We start from the raw sequence: 17,583 nt of genomic DNA on the forward strand, positions 1-17,583 counted from the left end.
ACACGCGCCGGCTCACTTCGCACCTCCCGCTGCTGCGGTCTGTGGCGTGGCGGCAATCAGCGCCTGCTCCTGCAGCAGCCGCGTCACCCGTGCCTGGTGGCGGATGTCGGCGGGCAGCTGGGCCACGGCCAGCGGTTCGCACTGCACGGCGCCGACCAGCATCACCACGCTGCGGCGCTCGCGCACCTGCAGCGGGCAGTGCAGCAACCGGTCGTCCTGCAGCAGGTACAGGGTCTTCTCGCGTCGTGGGAAGTCGGCCACGAAACCTCCGTTGCTGCCGGTGCCGGGCACCGGCGCGTTGAGAATGCGGGCACCGCGCAGCGGTGCGCCGGCGATGTCCTGGGCGTTGCCGATGAAGGTGTAGGTCACTTCAATCGGCACCGGCATGCGCACCAGCCGGCCCGGTGGCAGGAACAACGGACGCGCGCCGCCCACACCGCTCACGCGCACGGCGGCGATGCTGTCCAAGGCGCTGGCGTCCTGCACTTCAGCGCGGTGCGACTGGTAGGCGGAAATCGGCAGCAGCCGGCGCTCGCCCAGCTTCAGTCGCTGCCGGCGCAGCCCGCCCACCTGCAGCTCGGCGGCAACGCCGCTCAGGTCCAGGTCGTCGGTGTCATCCACCTGCACCGCCAGCCCCGCGTCGGCGCCAACGCCAGCGCCCCAGTACACGCCGCGCTTGCCGATGGCCAGGCCGGAACTGTGCGTGGCGCTGTACGCCACTTCGTTGCCACCCTGGTGCTGGTAGCGCGACACCGTGGCACCGGTCTGGCCGATGCGGTTCTGCAGCTGGGTACTCAGCGTGGCGCTGTAGCGCTCGTTGTTGTTGCCGCGCAGTTCGCCGGATACCTCGCGGTACTGATCCTCGTATTCCTGGCGCAGCGTCTGCCCGGCGCTGTAGTTGATGTCCGGGCGCGCATGCTGTGGTTGCCGCACGTCCACGCCATAGCGTCGCTGCGAACTGCCGCGGTCATCGTGCTGCAGGCGGTTGAGGCTGAAATTGAGGTAGATGCCGCGGTCACGGCCGTCGCGCAGCCCACCGCCGCTGGTCTGCTGCCACACGCCGATGCGGCTGGAGACACTGAACTCGCCCCAGCGCTGGCTGCGGCTGTAGCTGGCCTGCCAGGTGCGGCTGAGCTGCGGTATGCGCGTGGGCTGTGGCATCCACGGCGGCAGCAGCGGGTCAAGTCCGGCCAGCGGATCATCATCCAGCCCCGGCCGCACGGTGCCTGCACGCCAGGTCTGGCGGCGCGTATAGGCCACGTAGGCGTTGCCGCCGGCCACCGGCAGCGCCATCGAGGCGCTGAGCGAATCGGCGCAGCCCAGCCGGTCGCGCGCGTCATCCTCGAACTGGCAGGCACGGCCGCGCATGCGCTGGTGGTACACATTCCACGAAGCACGGCGACGGTAGGAAAGCTGATGCTGCTGGCCACGGCTGCCATCGCTGCCGTGCATGCCACTGAAGGTGGCGCGGACTTCCTGGGTGGCAAACACATGGCGCAGGTCCACCCGCAGTTCGCCGTAGCTGAAACCGCCCAGATCGGCGATGCCAGCGGTCATGGCCACGTTGCGCCCCATCGGCACGCGCAGACCGCCCATGGCCGCCAGTTCGTCGTTGAAGCGGTCGCTGCGGCGCTCGTTGCGGCGGCCGCCCTGCAGGAACCACTGCACGCTGCTGTCGGTCCAGTCACCGCCCTTGTCGAACGGCGCGTCCTCGTTGCGTACCAGCACGCCGTCTTCGTAGATGCGCAGGCTGACGGTGTAGTTGCCCATGGGGAACCGGCGCGTATCGAGCTGGTTGATGCCTGCCTGCAGGTAGAAGGTCTGCAACAGGCGCTCGCCATCGAACGCATCCACACGCGCATCGCGCGCCAGCAGCACGGTGAGCGGCGTGGCCTGCACGGCGGCGGCGGAGTCCACGTAGGCCTGCGTGGTGCCCAGCCGCAGGCCCTGGAAGCGATCCATCGGCAGCATGCTGAAACTGAAGGTGCCGCCCTGCGGGCTGCTCAGGTTGCGGCGGTCCATGCGCCCGGCCTGCAGGTAGTGCTGCTGGCCCAGGTCATGGCGGTAGTAGGCGTTGTCGAGCTGGAAACGGCGGCTGGCAAGACCGCCGCGGTAGTGCTGCTGGCTGAAGGTCCAGTCGGCGGACAGGTGCCCGCGCTGGAACACGCCCAGTGCACCCATGCCCTGCGCGGCCAGCGCCTGGTAGCCGCGGCCACCGCTGACATTGAAGGTGTGCTGGTGCAGGAAGGCGTTCTCGGCATTGGCACTGACCTGGTGGTAGCGCTCGGCGGCCGGCTCGCCGGGGATCCATTGGCGGGCGACAAACAGGCGCACAGCGCCCTCGCCTTCGTCATACAGCGCGCGCACGGCAGTGGGCTCCTGGGGAGGATCGATGTACCCGCAACCGGCACTGGCACCGCCGTAACGGCATGCCAGATGACTGTTGCGCGGCAGCGGCTTCGACAACGCCGGCAGCAGCGCTGCCTGCGCTTCGGCGGACAGCTGCAATGCCTGCAGCGCCTCGGCCGGGGTTTCCAGCTGCACGTGTTCCAGGGTCACGCGCACCGGCACCAGCCCGGTCGAACGACCGAACAGACGGATCTCCAGTTGTTCGGTCTGGCCTTCGACCAGATCCTCGAAACCGGCGGGAACGCCGCGCGCCGCGACCAGGGGTGTGGCCAGCGACAGGGCGAGCGCGACCGCCAGCCGGGTGACGGCGGGTGCGGGAGCATTCATGGGGATTACCGGAAGCAGCCGGCCCGGCAAGCGGGCCGGCGCGGGTGCCTTACGGGCTGGTGGTCTTCTGCTGCATGGCGATGGTGACGATGCCTTCGTAGCGGCCACCGCGGGTGATCGGCGCCGGGCTGGTCTGCGCGATACGCAGCGCCATCGGGATCGACGCACCGGGCATGGCGCCATCGAACAGATCGGATGCAGTGAAATCCTGCGCCGCCACGGTCAGCGCCCTGCCGTTGAGGCTGACGGTCAGCGGCACCGGCGTACCGCCACCATCGGTGTTGAGCAGCTGCGGGGTGCTGCCAACACGCACTTCGATGTCCTTGCTTTCATCGTTGGAGTAGATGCGCACCTGCTGCGACCAGGGCACCAGGCCACTGACCGGGTTGTGGACCATGTTGACCACCGAATCCAGCGCCGTGCCATCGGCCTTGAGCAGGGCCAGGGTCGGATCGACGTTGGCCCAGACCTTGATGTCGGCGTCAAATGCATTGGCGGACAGCGAAACGGTAGCCAGCGCTGCAGCGAGCGCGGCCTTCTTCAGGATGGAGTTCATGGTGTCTCTCTCGGACGGTGGGATATGAGGCCTCCAGTGCGGAGGCATCACCCGCCTGCGTGGGGGCGGGCGACGGAGAGAATGGTAGGCAGCGCCCTACCCTGCGGCCATTCAAGCTTTCCTAAATAGATGCGTGTTAAGGAGATTCCTTGAAGGCGTTCAATGTTTGAGGGCTATGCAATTGTCCTCACCAGTCCTTTGCAACAACCCTCATTGCACTGACGCCAAAATGCATCAGGCCGCCTTTCGGCGGCCTGATGCGATGAACGGTGCGGTGCCTAGAAGAAGATCGCGTACAGGATCAACAGCGGAATCGGCACACCCAGGAACCAGAGCAGAAGCGTTTTCATGGCAGGTCTCCTTGCATCAGATGGGGTTACAGGTCGCGGCGACGGCCGCCCCAGGTGGCGCTGAGGCTGGCGAAGAACGCGCCGATCAGCAGGGTGATGAACAGCCACAGTGCGGCATAGGCCGTGGCCTTGCGCGCATCGTCGGCAGCTTGCTTGGCGGTGTTCTTGGCCTTTTCCAGCGCAGCACGCATGCGGGTCTGCACGTCGGTCACACGGGCCTGCGCTTCAGCCTGGCTCATGCCCGTCTCGCGCGCGATCAGCTGCGACAGGTACTGGGTATCGGCCGGATCCAGGCCATCGCCCTGCAGACTGTTGACGATGATGCGGTTCACTTCGGCACGGAGTTCGCGGCGGTCACCCATCGGGCCATTGCCCAACATCGGGCGCGGCGGCGGGGCCGTGCGGGCGTCACGTGGGCCGACGCTGGCGACCGGGGAAGGCGTGGCCGGGCCCATGGGCGGCACGCCCGGCGTAGCGTCGGCGGCGCCCGGGGCCGGCGGCGCGCTCGCAGCTGCGGGGTCTGCATGGGTGGCGTTGCGGAACAGCGAGTCCACCCAATAGTTGAGGTCGCCTTCCGGTGCGGCCGCAGCGGCGCTACCGGCACCCGCGGCGGCAACGCCGGCCGTGGATGCAGCGGCGCCTGCAGTGGCGCCGGCAACCTTTGCGCCAGCGCCCAGCACGCCACCGATGGCCGAGGTCAACAGGCCAGCAGTGAGCAGGGTGGCCACGGCCCAGGACACGAAGCCGTGCGCGGTATCGCGGAAGTAGGTTTCATCGCCGTGGATCTGCGTCCACTTGGTGCGCAGGCGACCGGCCAGATAACCGCCCAGGCCGGAAGCGGCCAGCGCGGTGAAGGTGAGCCAGATGATGCTGGACCAGCCGAAGGTTTCCTTGCTGACGCCTTCGAACGACCACGGTGACACCGATGACAGACCAAGGCCCACGCCGAGAATCAGCAGGATGAGGGAGAGTGCAGCGGCAGCGGCGGCGCCGGCGAAGATCGCGCCCCAGGACACGGCGCTTTCGCTGGGAGGGGCGACGATGGGGGCGGTGACGACAGTGGCGACGTCTGGGCCGAGCGGGCCGCGCTCGGGTGGGTCGAATCGGGTACTCATCGGGATGGATGCTCCATTTCAGGTGCTGCGGATGCAGTTGGTGTCCTGAGGCTGCGCGAGCGGTTGTGAAGCTGGCGAGACCCTTGAATCACGCGGTCTTGGCGCGGTGAAGCGCGTGCCAACCAAGGTTGGCACCTACCGAAGGCGGATGCGGTGGTAGATCCACGCCATGCGTGGATGATTTTTCGCGGGCGCCGAAATCGTGCGGACCAACGGTCCGCACCTACCAGGTCCGCGCAAAAAAAAACGCCCCGCGGATGCGGGGCGTTTCATCACGAACTACGGCAGGAGATCAGCCCTGGTAGTCGCGCACGTCGCTGCCGGTGTAGACCTGGCGCGGACGGCCGATCTTCATTTCCGGGTCGACCTGCTGTTCCAGCCAATGCGAGACCCAGCCGGAGGTGCGGCCGAGGGCGAACATGACGGTGAACATCTCGGTCGGGATCTGCAGCGCCTTGTAGATGATGCCGCTGTAGAAATCGACGTTCGGGTACAGCTTGCGGGCGACGAAGTACTCGTCCTGGAGCGCGGCCTGTTCCAGCTTCACGGCCACGTCCAGCAGCGGATCCTGCACGCCCAGCTGCTTGAGCACCTTGCTGGTCATCTCGCCGATGACCTTGGCGCGCGGATCGAAGTTCTTGTAGACGCGGTGGCCGAAGCCCATCAGGCGGAAGCCGGAGGTCTTGTCCTTGGCCTTGACCACGGCGGACTCGACGTTGTCGGCGCTGCCGATCTCTTCCAGCATCTTCAGCACGGCTTCGTTGGCACCGCCGTGGGCCGGACCCCACAGCGCGGTGACGCCAGCGGCGACCGACGCGTACGGGTTGGCACCGGTCGAACCGACCAGGCGCACGGTCGAGGTCGAGGCGTTCTGCTCGTGGTCGGCGTGCAGGATGAACAGCAGGTCCAGCGCCTTGACCACGTCCGGGTTCAGATCGTACTGGCCGTCAGCCGACTCGAAGGTCTGCTTCAGGAAGCGGCTGACGTAGTCCAGCGAGGTGTCCGGCTTGTTGGCGGGCAGGCCCTTGCCATGGCGGTAGATCAGCGCCGACAGGGTCGGCACCTTGGCGATCAGGCGCACGGCGGCCTGGCGGCGCTGTTCGGCGTCGGACAGGTCCAGCGAGTCGTGGTAGATGGCCGACAGCTGCGCGATCGCAGCAGCCAGTATGGCCATCGGGTGGGCGTCCTTGGCGAAGCTGCCGATCAGGGTGTTGATCGAGTCGTCGACATTGGCTTCGGCAGTCAGCTCATCGGTGAAGGCCTTCAGCTGCTCGGCGCTCGGGCGCTCGCCGTTGATCAGCAGGTAGGCCACTTCGACGTAGCTCGACTTTTCCGACAGCTGCTCGATCGGGTAGCCGCGATACAGCAGCACGCCCTTGTCGCCGTCGATGTAAGTGATGGCGGATTTGCAGCTGGCCGTCGCGGTGAAGCCGGAATCGTAGGTGAAAAACCCCGTTTCCTTGGTCAGCTTCGCGATGTCGACGCAGTCGTTGCCAAGGGTGGGTTTGATGACGGGCAGAACGACGGACTTATCGCCGGCGTTGAGCGTGACCTGATCAAGATCGGACACTGTGTGCGCTCCTTCATGGGAAGGCGCCTGCCCAAGCGCATTGGTCAGGCACGTGAATGACGTCCTCGGCCTGTGCCGGGGATCATGCCATTATCGCACAGCAGCATTTGCCCGGCGCTAGACAGAAGTCGTAGACGGCAGGCGGCCAGAACCCGGCCAGCAAGCGGCCCGGATCGGCAAAAGCGTTGTCACACGAACGCAGTGTTCTGTCCATCCAAACGCCCGTTGGGTTGGCGTTGGGGAAAAACAAACGGCCGCGCAGAGCGCGGCCGTCGGTTCGAAGCTGGATCGACAGATCAGCGCGCGTAGCGCTTCTGGAACTTGTCGATGCGGCCCGAGGTGTCGATGACCTTGTGCTTGCCCGTGTAGAACGGGTGCGAAGCCGAGGAAATTTCAACCTTGACCAGCGGGTATTCGTTGCCGTCTTCCCACTGGATGGTTTCCTTCGTCGCCATGGTGGAGCGGGTCAGGATCTTGAAATCGGAGGTGACGTCATGGAAGACGACGTCGCGGTAGTTCGGATGGATATCGGCCTTCATGGGCTCACACCGTAAATGGGCTGGTGGTCAAGAGCGGCATTATAAGCACCGGTTGCCGCTCGGGGCAACCGGTGCCGGGCAACGGACGTCAGTCCGCGCCCAGGGCCTGGCGCACCAGGGCTTCGAAACGCCCTTGGTCGTAGGCCATCAGCAGATCGCAGTTGTCCGGCTGGCCGGTCTGGCGGTTCCAGTCGACGATGGTGGCGCCGCGGCTGAACGTGCCGTTCAGCTCAACGTTCAGCGGACGCGACTCGACCCGCAGCTGCCCTTCCGGGTTCAGTGCCCAGGCCATGGCCACCGCGTCGGCGGTGTACCAGCGCCCGCCCTTGCTGTCCTCGGACAGGCCACGAGTCTTGCGCGAGATCAGCTCGTAGAAGCGGGCGCGATCGGAATCGGCCTGCAGCCATTTCTCGGCTTCTTCCAGCGGCAGACCGTGGGCAACAGTGGCCTCCCAGTCCGACACCAGCAGGTGCTTGAACGCGGTGAACACCACGTGCGCAGCTTCCGGATCGAAGGCGATGTTGAATTCGGCCGCCGGAGTGATGTTGCCGTGACAGGTGACTGCGCCGCCCATCACCACGATGCGCTTGATGCGCTGGGGCAGGGTCGGGTCCAGCTTCAGCGCCAGTGCCAGGTTGGTCAGCGGGCCCAGCATCACCAGCATCAGTTCGCCGGCATGCACGTGCGACAGGCGCAGGATGGCCAGCGCAGCATGCTCGGCTTCGGCCTGGCGGCTCGGCGGCGGCAGGTCCACGTCGCCATAGCCATCACGGCCATGCACGTGGGCAGCGTCTACGGAAGGATGCAGCAGCGGATCCGGGCTGCCGGCAAACACCGGCACGTCGGTGCGGCCGACGATGTCGCAGAGCTTGAGGGCGTTGCGGACGGTGTACTGCAGGCCGACATTGCCGGCGGCGATGGTCAGGGCGACCACGTCATGCCGTTCATCGGCAAAGGCCATCAGCAGGGCCAGGGCGTCGTCCACACCGGGGTCGGTGTCGATCAACAGGGGGATCTTGTGGGTCATCGTTGCCGTCTTCAGATCGGCAACGAAGTGTGGACCGGGATGATGACCGTTGCAAGTATGGGGGGCGGCAGGGCTGCGACCTGCACCCGCGGTAGTGCCGGCCGCTGGCCGACAACTTCAACAGCAACGCCGAAAACGGGTTTCCCGCGGATGGCAGGGAAGAGCTCTCTGTAGAGTCGAGCCATGCTCGACTCCCGCGCGCAGCGCGCACGGCAGCCGAGCGTGGGCTCGGCTCTACAGTAGATCCACGCCGTGCGTGGATGAGCGTGCCGGAAATGGGGTCAGAGGCCATTGCTGCGCAAAGGGCTCTGACCCCAGGGTGCTTACGCCGAGGCGTAGCGCACGGCGGTGCCGATCCATCGCTGCACCACCCGATCGGCCAGTGCAGGCTGCTGCTCCAGCAGGCGCTCGGCCAGTGCGTGCACGCCGGGCAGCAGCCCGGCGTCGCGGGCCAGGTCGGCGATGCGGAAACCGGCCAGGCCGGTCTGGCGGGTGCCCAGCAGCTCGCCGGGGCCGCGCAGTTCCAGATCCTTCTCCGCGATGACGAACCCATCGTTGGTTTCGCGCATGGTCTGCAGGCGCTCGCGCGCCATCTGCGAAAGCGGAGCCTGGTACAGCAGCACGCAGCGCGACACCGCCGAACCACGGCCGACGCGGCCGCGCAGCTGGTGCAGCTGGGCCAGGCCGAGGCGCTCGGCGTTCTCGATCACCATCAGCGAAGCATTCGGTACGTCCACACCCACTTCGATGACCGTGGTCGCGACCAGCAGGTCGATCTCGCCGGCCTTGAAGGCCACCATCGTCGCCAGCTTCTCGGCCGCTTTCAGCCGCCCGTGCACCAGCCCCACGCGCACGCCGGGCAGCAGTGCCTGCAGTGATTCGTAGGTGGCCTGCGCCGGAGTGGCATCCAGCTCTTCGCTTTCCTCGATCAGCGTGCACACCCAGTAGACCTGCCGCCCTTCCTGGCAGGCCAGCGCGATGCGCTCGATCAGCTCCGGGCGGCGGTCATTGTTGAGGGCGACGGTCTGTACCGGCGTGCGGCCCGGCGGCAGCTCGTCGATGGCCGACACATCCAGGTCCGCGTATTCGGACATCGCCAGCGTGCGCGGAATCGGCGTGGCGGTCATCACCAGCTGGTGCGGCACGCTGTTGCCACCCGCGCCCTTGTCGCGCAGCGCCAAGCGCTGGTGCACGCCGAAGCGGTGCTGCTCGTCGACGATGGCCAGAGCCAGATCCTGGAACACCACCGCCTCCTGCATCAGCGCGTGGGTACCCACCACCACCTGCGCTTCACCGCTGGCGACCTGCGCCATCACCTTGGCGCGTGCCTTGCCGGTGACCTTGCCGGCCAGCCAGGCGATGCGCACGCCCAGCGGCTCCAGCCAGCCGCGCAGGTTGTTGAGGTGCTGCTCGGCCAGCAGTTCGGTGGGTGCGGCCAACGCAACCTGCTTGCCCTGCTCCACCGCCAGCATCGCGGCCAGCGCAGCGACCACGGTCTTGCCGGAACCCACATCGCCCTGCACCAGGCGCAGCATCGGGCTGGGGCGCGCGAGGTCTTCGCGGATCTGCTTGAACACGCGCGCCTGCGCACCGGTCAGGGCGAACGGCAGCTGCTTCAGCAGTGCCTTGGCCAGCTTGCCGGGGCCCGCCAGCGGCGGCGCGTGGTGTGCCTGCAAGGCAATGCGCTGGCGGCGCAGGCTGAGGTGGTGGGCCAGCAGTTCTTCCATCGCCAGGCGGCGCTGCGCCGGGTGCGTGCCGGCGGCCAGCGCGGCCAGGTCGGCGTCCGGTGGTGGCCGGTGCACGGTCAGCAGCGCGCTGCGCAGCGACGGCAGGCCGAGGCCATCGAGCCAGCCGCCGGGCAACAGTTCCAGCGCGCTTTCCTCGGGCAGGCGGTCCAGCGCCTGGCCGATCAGCTTGCGCATGGTCATCGGGCCGACGCCTTCGATGATGGGGTACACCGGGTCGAGGCGGTCGCCGAGTTCAGGATTGTCGTTGCGCCCCAGCACCTGGTAACTGGGATGGACGATTTCCAGGCCGAGGTGGCCGGGCTTGGGCGTGCCGAAGCAGCGCAGCCGGTTGCCGACCGCGAACTGGCCGACCTGCTGTTGGCGGAAATGGAAGAAGCGCAGCACCAGGGTGCCCTGCCCTTCGTCTTCCACCGCCACTTTCAGCATCGGCCGGTAGCGCATGCCGCGCTCTACCGCGACCACCCGCCCTTCCACCTGGGCCGGCACGCCGTTGCGCAGGTCTTCGATGCGGGTCAGCCGGGTCCGGTCTTCATAGCGCAGGGGCAGGTGAAGCCAGAGATCCTGCAGGGTGGCCAGGCCACGCGCCTGCAGTTTGGCGGCCACGGCCGGACCGACGCCGGCGAGCATCGCCAGGGATGCTTCGCCGGACGGTGACAGGACCGGGGTGACCGCCGCCTTGCGTGCCACGTGGTGGTCAGTCGATGACCATCACCGCGTCGACCTCGAAGCTGGCGCCCTTCGGCAGGCCGGAGACTTCGATGGTGGAACGGGCCGGGTACGGGGCCTGGAAGTAGTCCTGCATGACCGCGTTGACCTTGGCGAACTCGCCCAGGTCGGTCAGGTACAGGCCCAGACGCACGACCTTGTCCAGCGAGCCGCCGGCGGCTTCGGCCACGGCCTTGAGGTTGTCGAAGGCGCGACGGGCCTGCGCTTCGACGTCGCCAGCGCCGACGATGTCGCCGGTGGCCGGGTCAAGCGGGATCTGGCCGGAGAAGTACACGGTGTTGCCGGCGCGCACGGCCTGCGAGTACGGGCCGATGGCGGCGGGGGCCTTTTCGGTGTTGATGATCTGGCGGGACATGGGTCGCTCCGGTGCTTTGGGGGAAAACAGAGCGGTGATTGTACCGGGTGGGCGCGGCATCGGCTGGGGGTCGGATCCGTTTCCCGGCGGGAAACGGATCCGACCCCGTATGTCGTGTGCGCGGAACGTCATCCACGCATGGCGTGGACCTACTGGCGGCGTACCGACTGCACGACCGACAGGCGGCGCAGGCGGCGCATCACTTCGGCCAGGTGGTTGCGGTCGCGCACCTGGATGTTGAACGCCAGCACGGCGGCGTTGAAATCGCGATCCAGGTAGTCCACGCGCTCGATGTTGGAGTGGCTCTGCGCGATGGCAGCGGCCAGCTGTGCCAGCACGCCGGTGCCGTTCTCCACTTCCACCACCAGCGAGGTGTCGTAGTCACCGGAGACGGTGGTGTCCCAGCCGATCGGCACCCAGCGCTCGGGCGACTTGCGCAGCTCGGCCAGGTTCGGGCAGTCCATGCGGTGCACCACGATGCCCTTGCCGGCGGTGTGGTAGCCCATGATCTCGTCGCCGGGAATCGGCTGGCAGCAGCCGGCGAAGGTGACCACGCCACGCTCGCTGCCGTTGATCAGGATCTTTTCCTGCGAGTGGTGGCGCGAATGCGGGCCGCCACGCAGTTCGGCGTAGGCCATCAGCGCCTGCGCGGCCTGGGTCGGCATCCAGTTGCCCAGTGCGACCTCGGCCAGCAGGGCTTCCAGGCGCGGGAAGCGGTGTTCGGCCAGGAACGCATCCAGACGCCCCTTCGGCAGCCGCTCCAGCGACGAATCCATCGCCTCCAGCGCACGGTCGAGCATGCGGTGGCCCAGCTGCACGGCATCCTCGTGCTCCAGCTGCTTGAGCTGGTGGCGGATGGCGGTGCGCGCCTTGCTGGTAACCACGAATTCCAGCCACTGCGGTTTCGGCGTGGCCGAGCGTGCGGTGATGATCTCCACCGACTGCCCCGACACCAGCTTGGTGCGCAGCGGCACCAGTTTCTTGTCCACGCGCGAGGCCACCGCCATGTTGCCGACGTCGGTATGCACGGCGTAGGCGAAATCGAGCGCGGTGGAATTGCGCGGCAGGGCCAGGATCTTGCCCTTCGGGGTGAACAGGTAGACCTCGTCCGGGAACAGGTCGACCTTGACGTTGTCCAGGAACTCCAGCGAGGAACCGGCGGCACGCTGCGAGTCGATCAGCTCGACGATCCACGCGTGGGCACGGCTCTGTGCGCTGTTGGGCGAATCGCCGCCGAACTTGTAGGTCCAGTGCGCGGCCACGCCGCGTTCGGCGATCAGGTCCATTTCCTCGGTACGGATCTGCACTTCGATCGGCGAGCCATACGGCCCGAACAGCACCGTGTGCAGCGACTGGTAGCCGTTGGCCTTGGGAATGGCGATGAAGTCGCGGAAGCGGCCATCCAGCGGCTTGAAGGTGGCATGCACCGAACCCAGCGCGTGGTAGCAGCTGGGCACGCTGCGCACGACCAGGCGGAAGCCGAACACATCCATCACCTGGTCGAAGGATTTGTTCTCGTCGCGCATCTTGTTGTAGATGCTCCACGGGGTCTTGATGCGGCTGATCAGCCGATGCTCGATCCCCTCCTTGGCCAGGCGCTGCGACAGCTGCACTTCCACCTGCGCCATCGCCTCGCGACGCACCACCGGCTGGCTGCGGATGTGTTTCTCGATGATGGCGTGGCGCCACGGGTACAGCGCCTTGAAACCGAGGTTCTGCAGCTCGCTCTTGACCAGGCTCATGCCCAGGCGCTGGGCGATGGGCGCGTAGATCTCCAGCGTCTCGCGGGCGATGCGGCCGCGCGCTTCGCGGCTCTGCGCACCCAGCGTGCGCATGTTGTGCAGGCGGTCGGCCAGCTTGATCATGATCACGCGCAGGTCGCGCGACATCGCCAGCAGCATCTTGCGGAAGCTCTCGGCGGCCGCCTCCTGACGGTCGCGGAACTTCAGCTTGTCCAGCTTGGTGACGCCGTCGACCAGTTCGGCCACGGCTTCGCCGAACTCGGCGGCCAGCGCCTCGCGGGTCAGCGGCGTGTCTTCGATGGTGTCGTGCAGGATCGCGGCGATCAGCGCTTCCACGTCCAGGCCGAGCTCGGCCAGCACCTGGGCCACCGCCACCGGGTGGGTGATATAGGGCTCACCCGACTTGCGCGTCTGCCCAGCGTGCGCGGAGGCTCCGACTTCCCAGGCACGGCGCAACAGCGGCAGCTGTTCCGGCGGCAGGTAATGGGCGGCGCGTTCAAGCTGGAGGACGTAGTCGGGTACGGCGGCAGTGGGGGCTGCGGCGACCTTGGCAGTGGGGCCTGGGTTCATGCCCGCAGCCTATTCCAGCGCGACGTTTACGGCAAATCCTGAATGCGAAACAGCCCGCACGGGGCGGGCTGTTCGGTGTATCCAACGATTACGTTGATCGATGCGATCAATCGTCGTTCTTGGACATGTCTTCGTCAGCGACCACTTCGGCGGCAGCCCACTCCAGCGCTTCGCGCTCGGCGCGCTCACGCTCGGCCTTCTCGACTTCGTCGATCAGCGCGTTGTCGATCTTGCGGGCGGCGATTTCGCGCAGCGCCAGCACGGTCGGCTTGTCCTCGGTCTCGCTGTTGTCCAGCGTGGCCTGCACGCCGTTGGCGAGCTGGCGGGCACGCTTGGATGCCATCATGACCAGTTCGAAACGGTTGTTAACGACTTCCAGGCAATCTTCTACGGTGATGCGGGCCATACGGGCTCCCGGCGACCGGTCGGCCGCTCAGTCGAATGAGGGAAAGGGGACGGAGTGTACTGGCAGGGGCTGGACAAAATCAAGCCAACCCCTACCCGATTCTTTTGGAATCAGTCAGTTGCGCCCGGATCGGGAGTCAGCAGGGCCTGGATCAGGCCGGCGTGGCGGACCTTCTGGGCCTCCCGGCGCAGGCGGCTGGCGGTGAAGATGGCGCACAACTCGTCCACGGCGGTGTCGAACACCTCGTTGACGATGACGTAGTCGAACTCGTTGAAGTGCAGCATTTCATCGCGCGCCGCGCCCAGGCGCTGGGCGATGACCGCCTCGCTGTCCTGGCCGCGCTTGCGCATGCGATCCTGCAGGGCCTGCTTGGACGGCGGCAGGATGAACACGGTGACCGTGCCCGGCACCAGCTGGCGCACCTGCTGCGCGCCCTGCCAGTCGATTTCCAGCAGCACGTCCTGGCCGGCGGCCAGCTGCGGCTCCACCGACTGCCGGGCCGTGCCCTTCCAGTCGCCGTGCACCCACGCATGCTCGAAGAAGTCGCCGGCGGCGATCATTTCTTCGAACCTTTCCGCAGAGACGAAATGGTAGTGCTGGCCGTTCACTTCCCCCGGGCGCATCGCGCGCGAGGTGAAGGAGATCGACAGCGCGATCTGCGGGTCACGCGCCAGGGTGGCATTGACGATGCTGCTCTTGCCGGCGCCGGAGGGGGCGGCAACGATGTACAGCGTGCCGCGCGCAACGGCGTCCGACGGCTTCGACGGGGCGCTCATGCGCGGAACCCAACTGGTTGATTTCGCAAAATTTTTCCTCGGTGTTCCAGATCCGGCGCGGAGGATCGCGCCAGGACGGCGGGGGCTGCGCGGAACATCCTGGAACCAGGCCCGGCAGACGCTTCCCCGGGGGGCGGGCACGCAACTTTACCAGAGCGGCCCCGTTGCGCGCCCGCCCCGCCGGCGCCGGGCCTTGTGCCACATGGGCGTGCGGGGGCCTGTGCTATAACCGGGCCGTACCCAACGACAGCCCGGAGGCCCGTGCCTCCCCGCCATCCCAGGAGAACGGCATGCCATCGATGAGCCGCCGCCAGTTCCTGAAAGTGACCGGGACAACCCTGGTCGGCTCCAGCCTGGCATTGATGGGCTTCGCGCCCGGCATCGCGCTCGCGGAGGTCAGGCAGTACAAGCTGACCCGCGCGACCGAGACCCGCAACACCTGTACCTACTGTTCGGTGGCCTGCGGCATCCTGATGTACAGCCTCGGCGACGGCGCCAAGAACGCCGAGCCGAGCATCTTCCATATCGAGGGTGACCCGGACCATCCGGTCAACCGCGGCACGCTGTGCCCGAAGGGCGCCGGCCTGGCCGACATCATCCACAGCAAGTCGCGCCTGCTCTACCCTGAGTACCGGGCACCGGGCTCCAACGAGTGGAAGCGGCTGAGCTGGGACGATGCGCTGGACCGCATCGCGCGGCTGATGAAGGAAGACCGCGATGCCAACTTCGTGCAGAAGAACGAAGCCGGGCAGACAGTCAACCGCTGGCTGACCACCGGCATGCTGGCGGCCTCGGCCACCAGCAATGAAACCGCGGTGCTGACCCACAAGGTCGTCCGCTCCCTTGGCATGCTGGCATTCGACAACCAGGCACGTGTCTGACACGGCCCGACGGTGGCAGGTCTTGCCCCGACGCTAGGCCGTGGTGCGATGACGAACCACTGGGTCGACATCAAGAATGCCGACCTGATCCTGATCATGGGTGGCAATGCCGCCGAGGCGCACCCGTGCGGGTTCAAATGGGTGACCGAGGCCAAGGCACACAACAAGGCCCGGCTGATCGTGGTCGATCCGCGCTTCAACCGCTCGGCCGCGGTGGCCGACGTGTACGCGCCGATCCGCACCGGTACCGATATCGTGTTCCTGGGCGGCCTGATCAACTACCTGCTGACCGAGGACCGCATCCAGCACGAGTACGTGCTGAACTACACCGACATGCCGTTCCTGGTGAAGGACGAATTCGCCTTCAAGGACGGCCTGTATTCGGGTTACAACGAAGAGAAGCGCAGCTACGACCGTTCCAGCTGGGACTACGCCTACGGTGACGACGGCTACGTACGCAGCGACCCGACGCTGAAGGACCCGCGCTGCGTCTACAACCTGCTGAAACAACACTACGCGCGCTACACCGTGGAGATGGTCGAGCGCATCTGCGGCACGCCGGCCGACAGCATCCGCCAGATCTGGGACATGATCGCGTCCACCGCCGGCAAGGACAAGGCGATGACCATCCTGTACGCGCTGGGATGGACGCAGCACTCGATCGGCGCACAGAACGTGCGTGCCGGCACCATGGTGCAGCTGCTGCTGGGCAACATCGGCGTGGCCGGTGGCGGCATGAACGCGCTGCGCGGGCATTCCAACATCCAGGGCCTGACCGACATCGGCCTGATGTCCGACCTGCTGCCCGGCTACCTGACGCTGCCGAGGCAGGACGAGCAGGACTACGACGCCTACATCGCCAAGCGCACGCAGAAGCCGCTGCGCGCCAACCAGATGTCGTTCTGGCAGAACTATCCGAAGTTCCACGTCAGCCTGATGAAATCGTGGTGGGGCGATGCCGCCACCGCCGACAACAACTGGTGCTTCGATTACCTGCCCAAGCTCGACAAGCCGTACGACATGCTGCAGGCGTACGAGCTGATGAACGAGGGCAAGATCCACGGCTACATCTGCCAGGGTTTCAACCCGCTGGCCTCGGCGCCTAACAAGGGCAAGCTGATCAGCGCGTTCTCCAAGCTGAAGTTCATGGTCAGCATGGACCCGCTGGAAACCGAGACCATCGCCTTCTGGCAGAACCACGGCGCGTTGAACGACGTCGACCCGAGCACGATCCAGACCGAAGTATTCCGCCTGCCCACCACGTCCTTCGCCGAGGAGAACGGCGCGGTGGTCAATTCCTCGCGCTGGCTGCAGTGGCACTGGAAGGGCGCCAATCCGCCGGGTGAAGCGCGCAGCGACATCGAGATCATGTCCGAGCTGTTCCATCGCATCAAGGCGATGTACGAGAAGGACGGCGGTGCGTGGTGGGATCCGGTGCGCGACCTGGCCTGGAAGTATTCCAACCCGGAGCTGCCGACGCCGGAAGAGCTGGCGATGGAATACAACGGCAAGGCGCTGGCCGACGTGTTCGATCCCAAGGACCCGACCAGGCTGGTGCGCAAGGCCGGCGAGCAGCTGGCCGCATTCGGCGACCTGCGCGACGATGGCAGCACCGCGTCGGGCTGCTGGATCTACATCGGTGCCTGGGGCCCGACCGGCAACATGATGGCGCGGCGTGACAACAGCGACCCCACCGGCATCGGCAACACGCTGGGCTGGGCCTGGGCGTGGCCGGCCAATCGCCGCGTGATGTACAACCGCGCGTCGTGCGACGTGGCCGGCCAGCCGTTCGACCCGCGCCGCACGCTGCTGGCCTGGAACGGCAAGAACTGGGGCAGCGTGGACGTACCGGACTTCAAGGCCGACGAAGATCCCGCCGGCGGGATGGGCCCGTTCATCATGAACCCGGAAGGCATCGCCCGCTTCTTCGCCAAGGCCGGCATGGCCGAAGGGCCGTTCCCGGAGCACTACGAGCCATTCGACACGCCACTGCGCAGCAATCCGCTCAGCCCCGGCCAGGCACTGACGCTGAACAACCCGGCCGCCCGCGTATTCGCCAGCGATCGCGCACAGATCGGTTCGCCGGACGAGTTCCCGCATGTGGCCACCACCTACCGCCTGACCGAGCACTTCCACTTCTGGACCAAGCACGGCAAGTTGAACGCCATCATCCAGCCCGAGCAGTTCGTCGAGATCGGCGCGGCCCTGGCCGACGAGCTGGGCATCAGCAACGGCAGCCGCGTGCGGGTCAGTTCCAAGCGTGGACACATCGAAGCGGTAGCGATGGTGACCAAGCGCATCAAGGCCCTGCAGATCGATGGCCGGACCGTGCACCAGGTGGGCGTGCCGATCCACTGGGGCTTCCTCGGTGCGGCCAAACCCGGATACATCGCCAATACGCTGACCAACGCCATCGGTGACGGCAACTCGCAGACGCCCGAATCGAAGTGCATCCTGGTCAAGGTCGAGAAGGTGTAGGAGACACG

At 66.7% G+C, this 17,583-nt stretch carries 12 protein-coding genes; 1 reads left to right on the forward strand and 11 read right to left on the reverse strand.

What is annotated here, in order from left to right:
* Positions 1-12: 12 nt before the first annotated feature.
* The 11 genes from AC5QAB_RS03505 to gmk form a co-directional block, all read right to left on the reverse strand.
* Entirely contained in the window at positions 13-2,736 is a 2,724-nt protein-coding gene (locus AC5QAB_RS03505) for a TcfC E-set like domain-containing protein (RefSeq protein ID WP_197561501.1), read from the reverse strand.
* A 49-nt stretch (positions 2,737-2,785) separates the two neighbouring features.
* The gene (locus tag AC5QAB_RS03510; protein WP_046984294.1) at positions 2,786-3,292 is read right to left on the reverse strand and encodes a CS1 type fimbrial major subunit; all 507 of its coding nucleotides are present in this window, start codon (positions 3,290-3,292) and stop codon (positions 2,786-2,788) included.
* Positions 3,293-3,668: 376 nt separating this feature from the next.
* Positions 3,669-4,757, reverse strand: coding sequence for a hypothetical protein (locus tag AC5QAB_RS03515; RefSeq protein ID WP_197561502.1), 1,089 nt, complete (start codon positions 4,755-4,757; stop codon positions 3,669-3,671).
* 292 nt (positions 4,758-5,049) lie between these two features.
* Positions 5,050-6,327 (reverse strand): citrate synthase, encoded by a 1,278-nt coding sequence (locus AC5QAB_RS03520; protein WP_014038331.1) that lies wholly within the window; start codon positions 6,325-6,327, stop codon positions 5,050-5,052.
* A 296-nt stretch (positions 6,328-6,623) separates the two neighbouring features.
* On the reverse strand, positions 6,624-6,866 hold the full coding sequence (locus tag AC5QAB_RS03525) for a type B 50S ribosomal protein L31 (protein WP_005410871.1): 243 nt from the start codon (positions 6,864-6,866) through the stop codon (positions 6,624-6,626).
* An 88-nt stretch (positions 6,867-6,954) separates the two neighbouring features.
* Entirely contained in the window at positions 6,955-7,893 is a 939-nt protein-coding gene (locus AC5QAB_RS03530) for a nucleoside hydrolase (RefSeq protein ID WP_049465719.1), read from the reverse strand.
* 323 nt (positions 7,894-8,216) lie between these two features.
* Positions 8,217-10,328, reverse strand: a complete 2,112-nt coding sequence (gene recG, locus AC5QAB_RS03535) for an ATP-dependent DNA helicase RecG (protein ID WP_197562146.1) — start codon at positions 10,326-10,328, stop codon at positions 8,217-8,219.
* Between the two features lie 7 nt (positions 10,329-10,335).
* Entirely contained in the window at positions 10,336-10,722 is a 387-nt protein-coding gene (locus AC5QAB_RS03540; protein ID WP_005418954.1) for a RidA family protein, read from the reverse strand.
* Positions 10,723-10,871: 149 nt separating this feature from the next.
* Complete coding sequence (locus AC5QAB_RS03545) at positions 10,872-13,034, reverse strand: RelA/SpoT family protein (protein ID WP_005418955.1); 2,163 nt, start codon at positions 13,032-13,034, stop codon at positions 10,872-10,874.
* Positions 13,035-13,140: 106 nt separating this feature from the next.
* Positions 13,141-13,440 (reverse strand): DNA-directed RNA polymerase subunit omega, encoded by a 300-nt coding sequence (gene rpoZ, locus AC5QAB_RS03550; protein WP_005410877.1) that lies wholly within the window; start codon positions 13,438-13,440, stop codon positions 13,141-13,143.
* Positions 13,441-13,550: 110 nt separating this feature from the next.
* Positions 13,551-14,216, reverse strand: coding sequence for a guanylate kinase (gene gmk / locus AC5QAB_RS03555; protein ID WP_032956072.1), 666 nt, complete (start codon positions 14,214-14,216; stop codon positions 13,551-13,553).
* Positions 14,217-14,506: 290 nt separating this feature from the next.
* Here gmk and fdnG point away from each other — a divergent pair, with 290 nt between their 5' ends.
* The gene (gene fdnG / locus AC5QAB_RS03560; RefSeq protein WP_197561789.1) at positions 14,507-17,575 is read left to right on the forward strand and encodes a formate dehydrogenase-N subunit alpha; all 3,069 of its coding nucleotides are present in this window, start codon (positions 14,507-14,509) and stop codon (positions 17,573-17,575) included.
* Positions 17,576-17,583 lie beyond the last annotated feature (8 nt).

The sequence above is a fragment of the Stenotrophomonas sp. YJH_SMC_127 genome (assembly GCF_059372445.1).

Bases quoted from the DNA above. Each gene is read 5' to 3' on its own strand.
- AC5QAB_RS03530 (WP_049465719.1), bottom strand. From the start codon at position 7,893: ATGACCCACAAGATCCCCCTGTTGATCGACACCGACCCCGGTGTGGAC.
- AC5QAB_RS03515 (WP_197561502.1), bottom strand. From the start codon at position 4,757: ATGAGTACCCGATTCGACCCACCCGAGCGCGGCCCGCTCGGCCCAGAC.
- gmk (WP_032956072.1), bottom strand. From the start codon at position 14,216: ATGAGCGCCCCGTCGAAGCCGTCGGACGCCGTTGCGCGCGGCACGCTG.
- AC5QAB_RS03505 (WP_197561501.1), bottom strand. From the start codon at position 2,736: ATGAATGCTCCCGCACCCGCCGTCACCCGGCTGGCGGTCGCGCTCGCC.
- rpoZ (WP_005410877.1), bottom strand. From the start codon at position 13,440: ATGGCCCGCATCACCGTAGAAGATTGCCTGGAAGTCGTTAACAACCGT.
- AC5QAB_RS03510 (WP_046984294.1), bottom strand. From the start codon at position 3,292: ATGAACTCCATCCTGAAGAAGGCCGCGCTCGCTGCAGCGCTGGCTACC.
- AC5QAB_RS03540 (WP_005418954.1), bottom strand. From the start codon at position 10,722: ATGTCCCGCCAGATCATCAACACCGAAAAGGCCCCCGCCGCCATCGGC.
- AC5QAB_RS03525 (WP_005410871.1), bottom strand. From the start codon at position 6,866: ATGAAGGCCGATATCCATCCGAACTACCGCGACGTCGTCTTCCATGAC.
- AC5QAB_RS03545 (WP_005418955.1), bottom strand. From the start codon at position 13,034: ATGAACCCAGGCCCCACTGCCAAGGTCGCCGCAGCCCCCACTGCCGCC.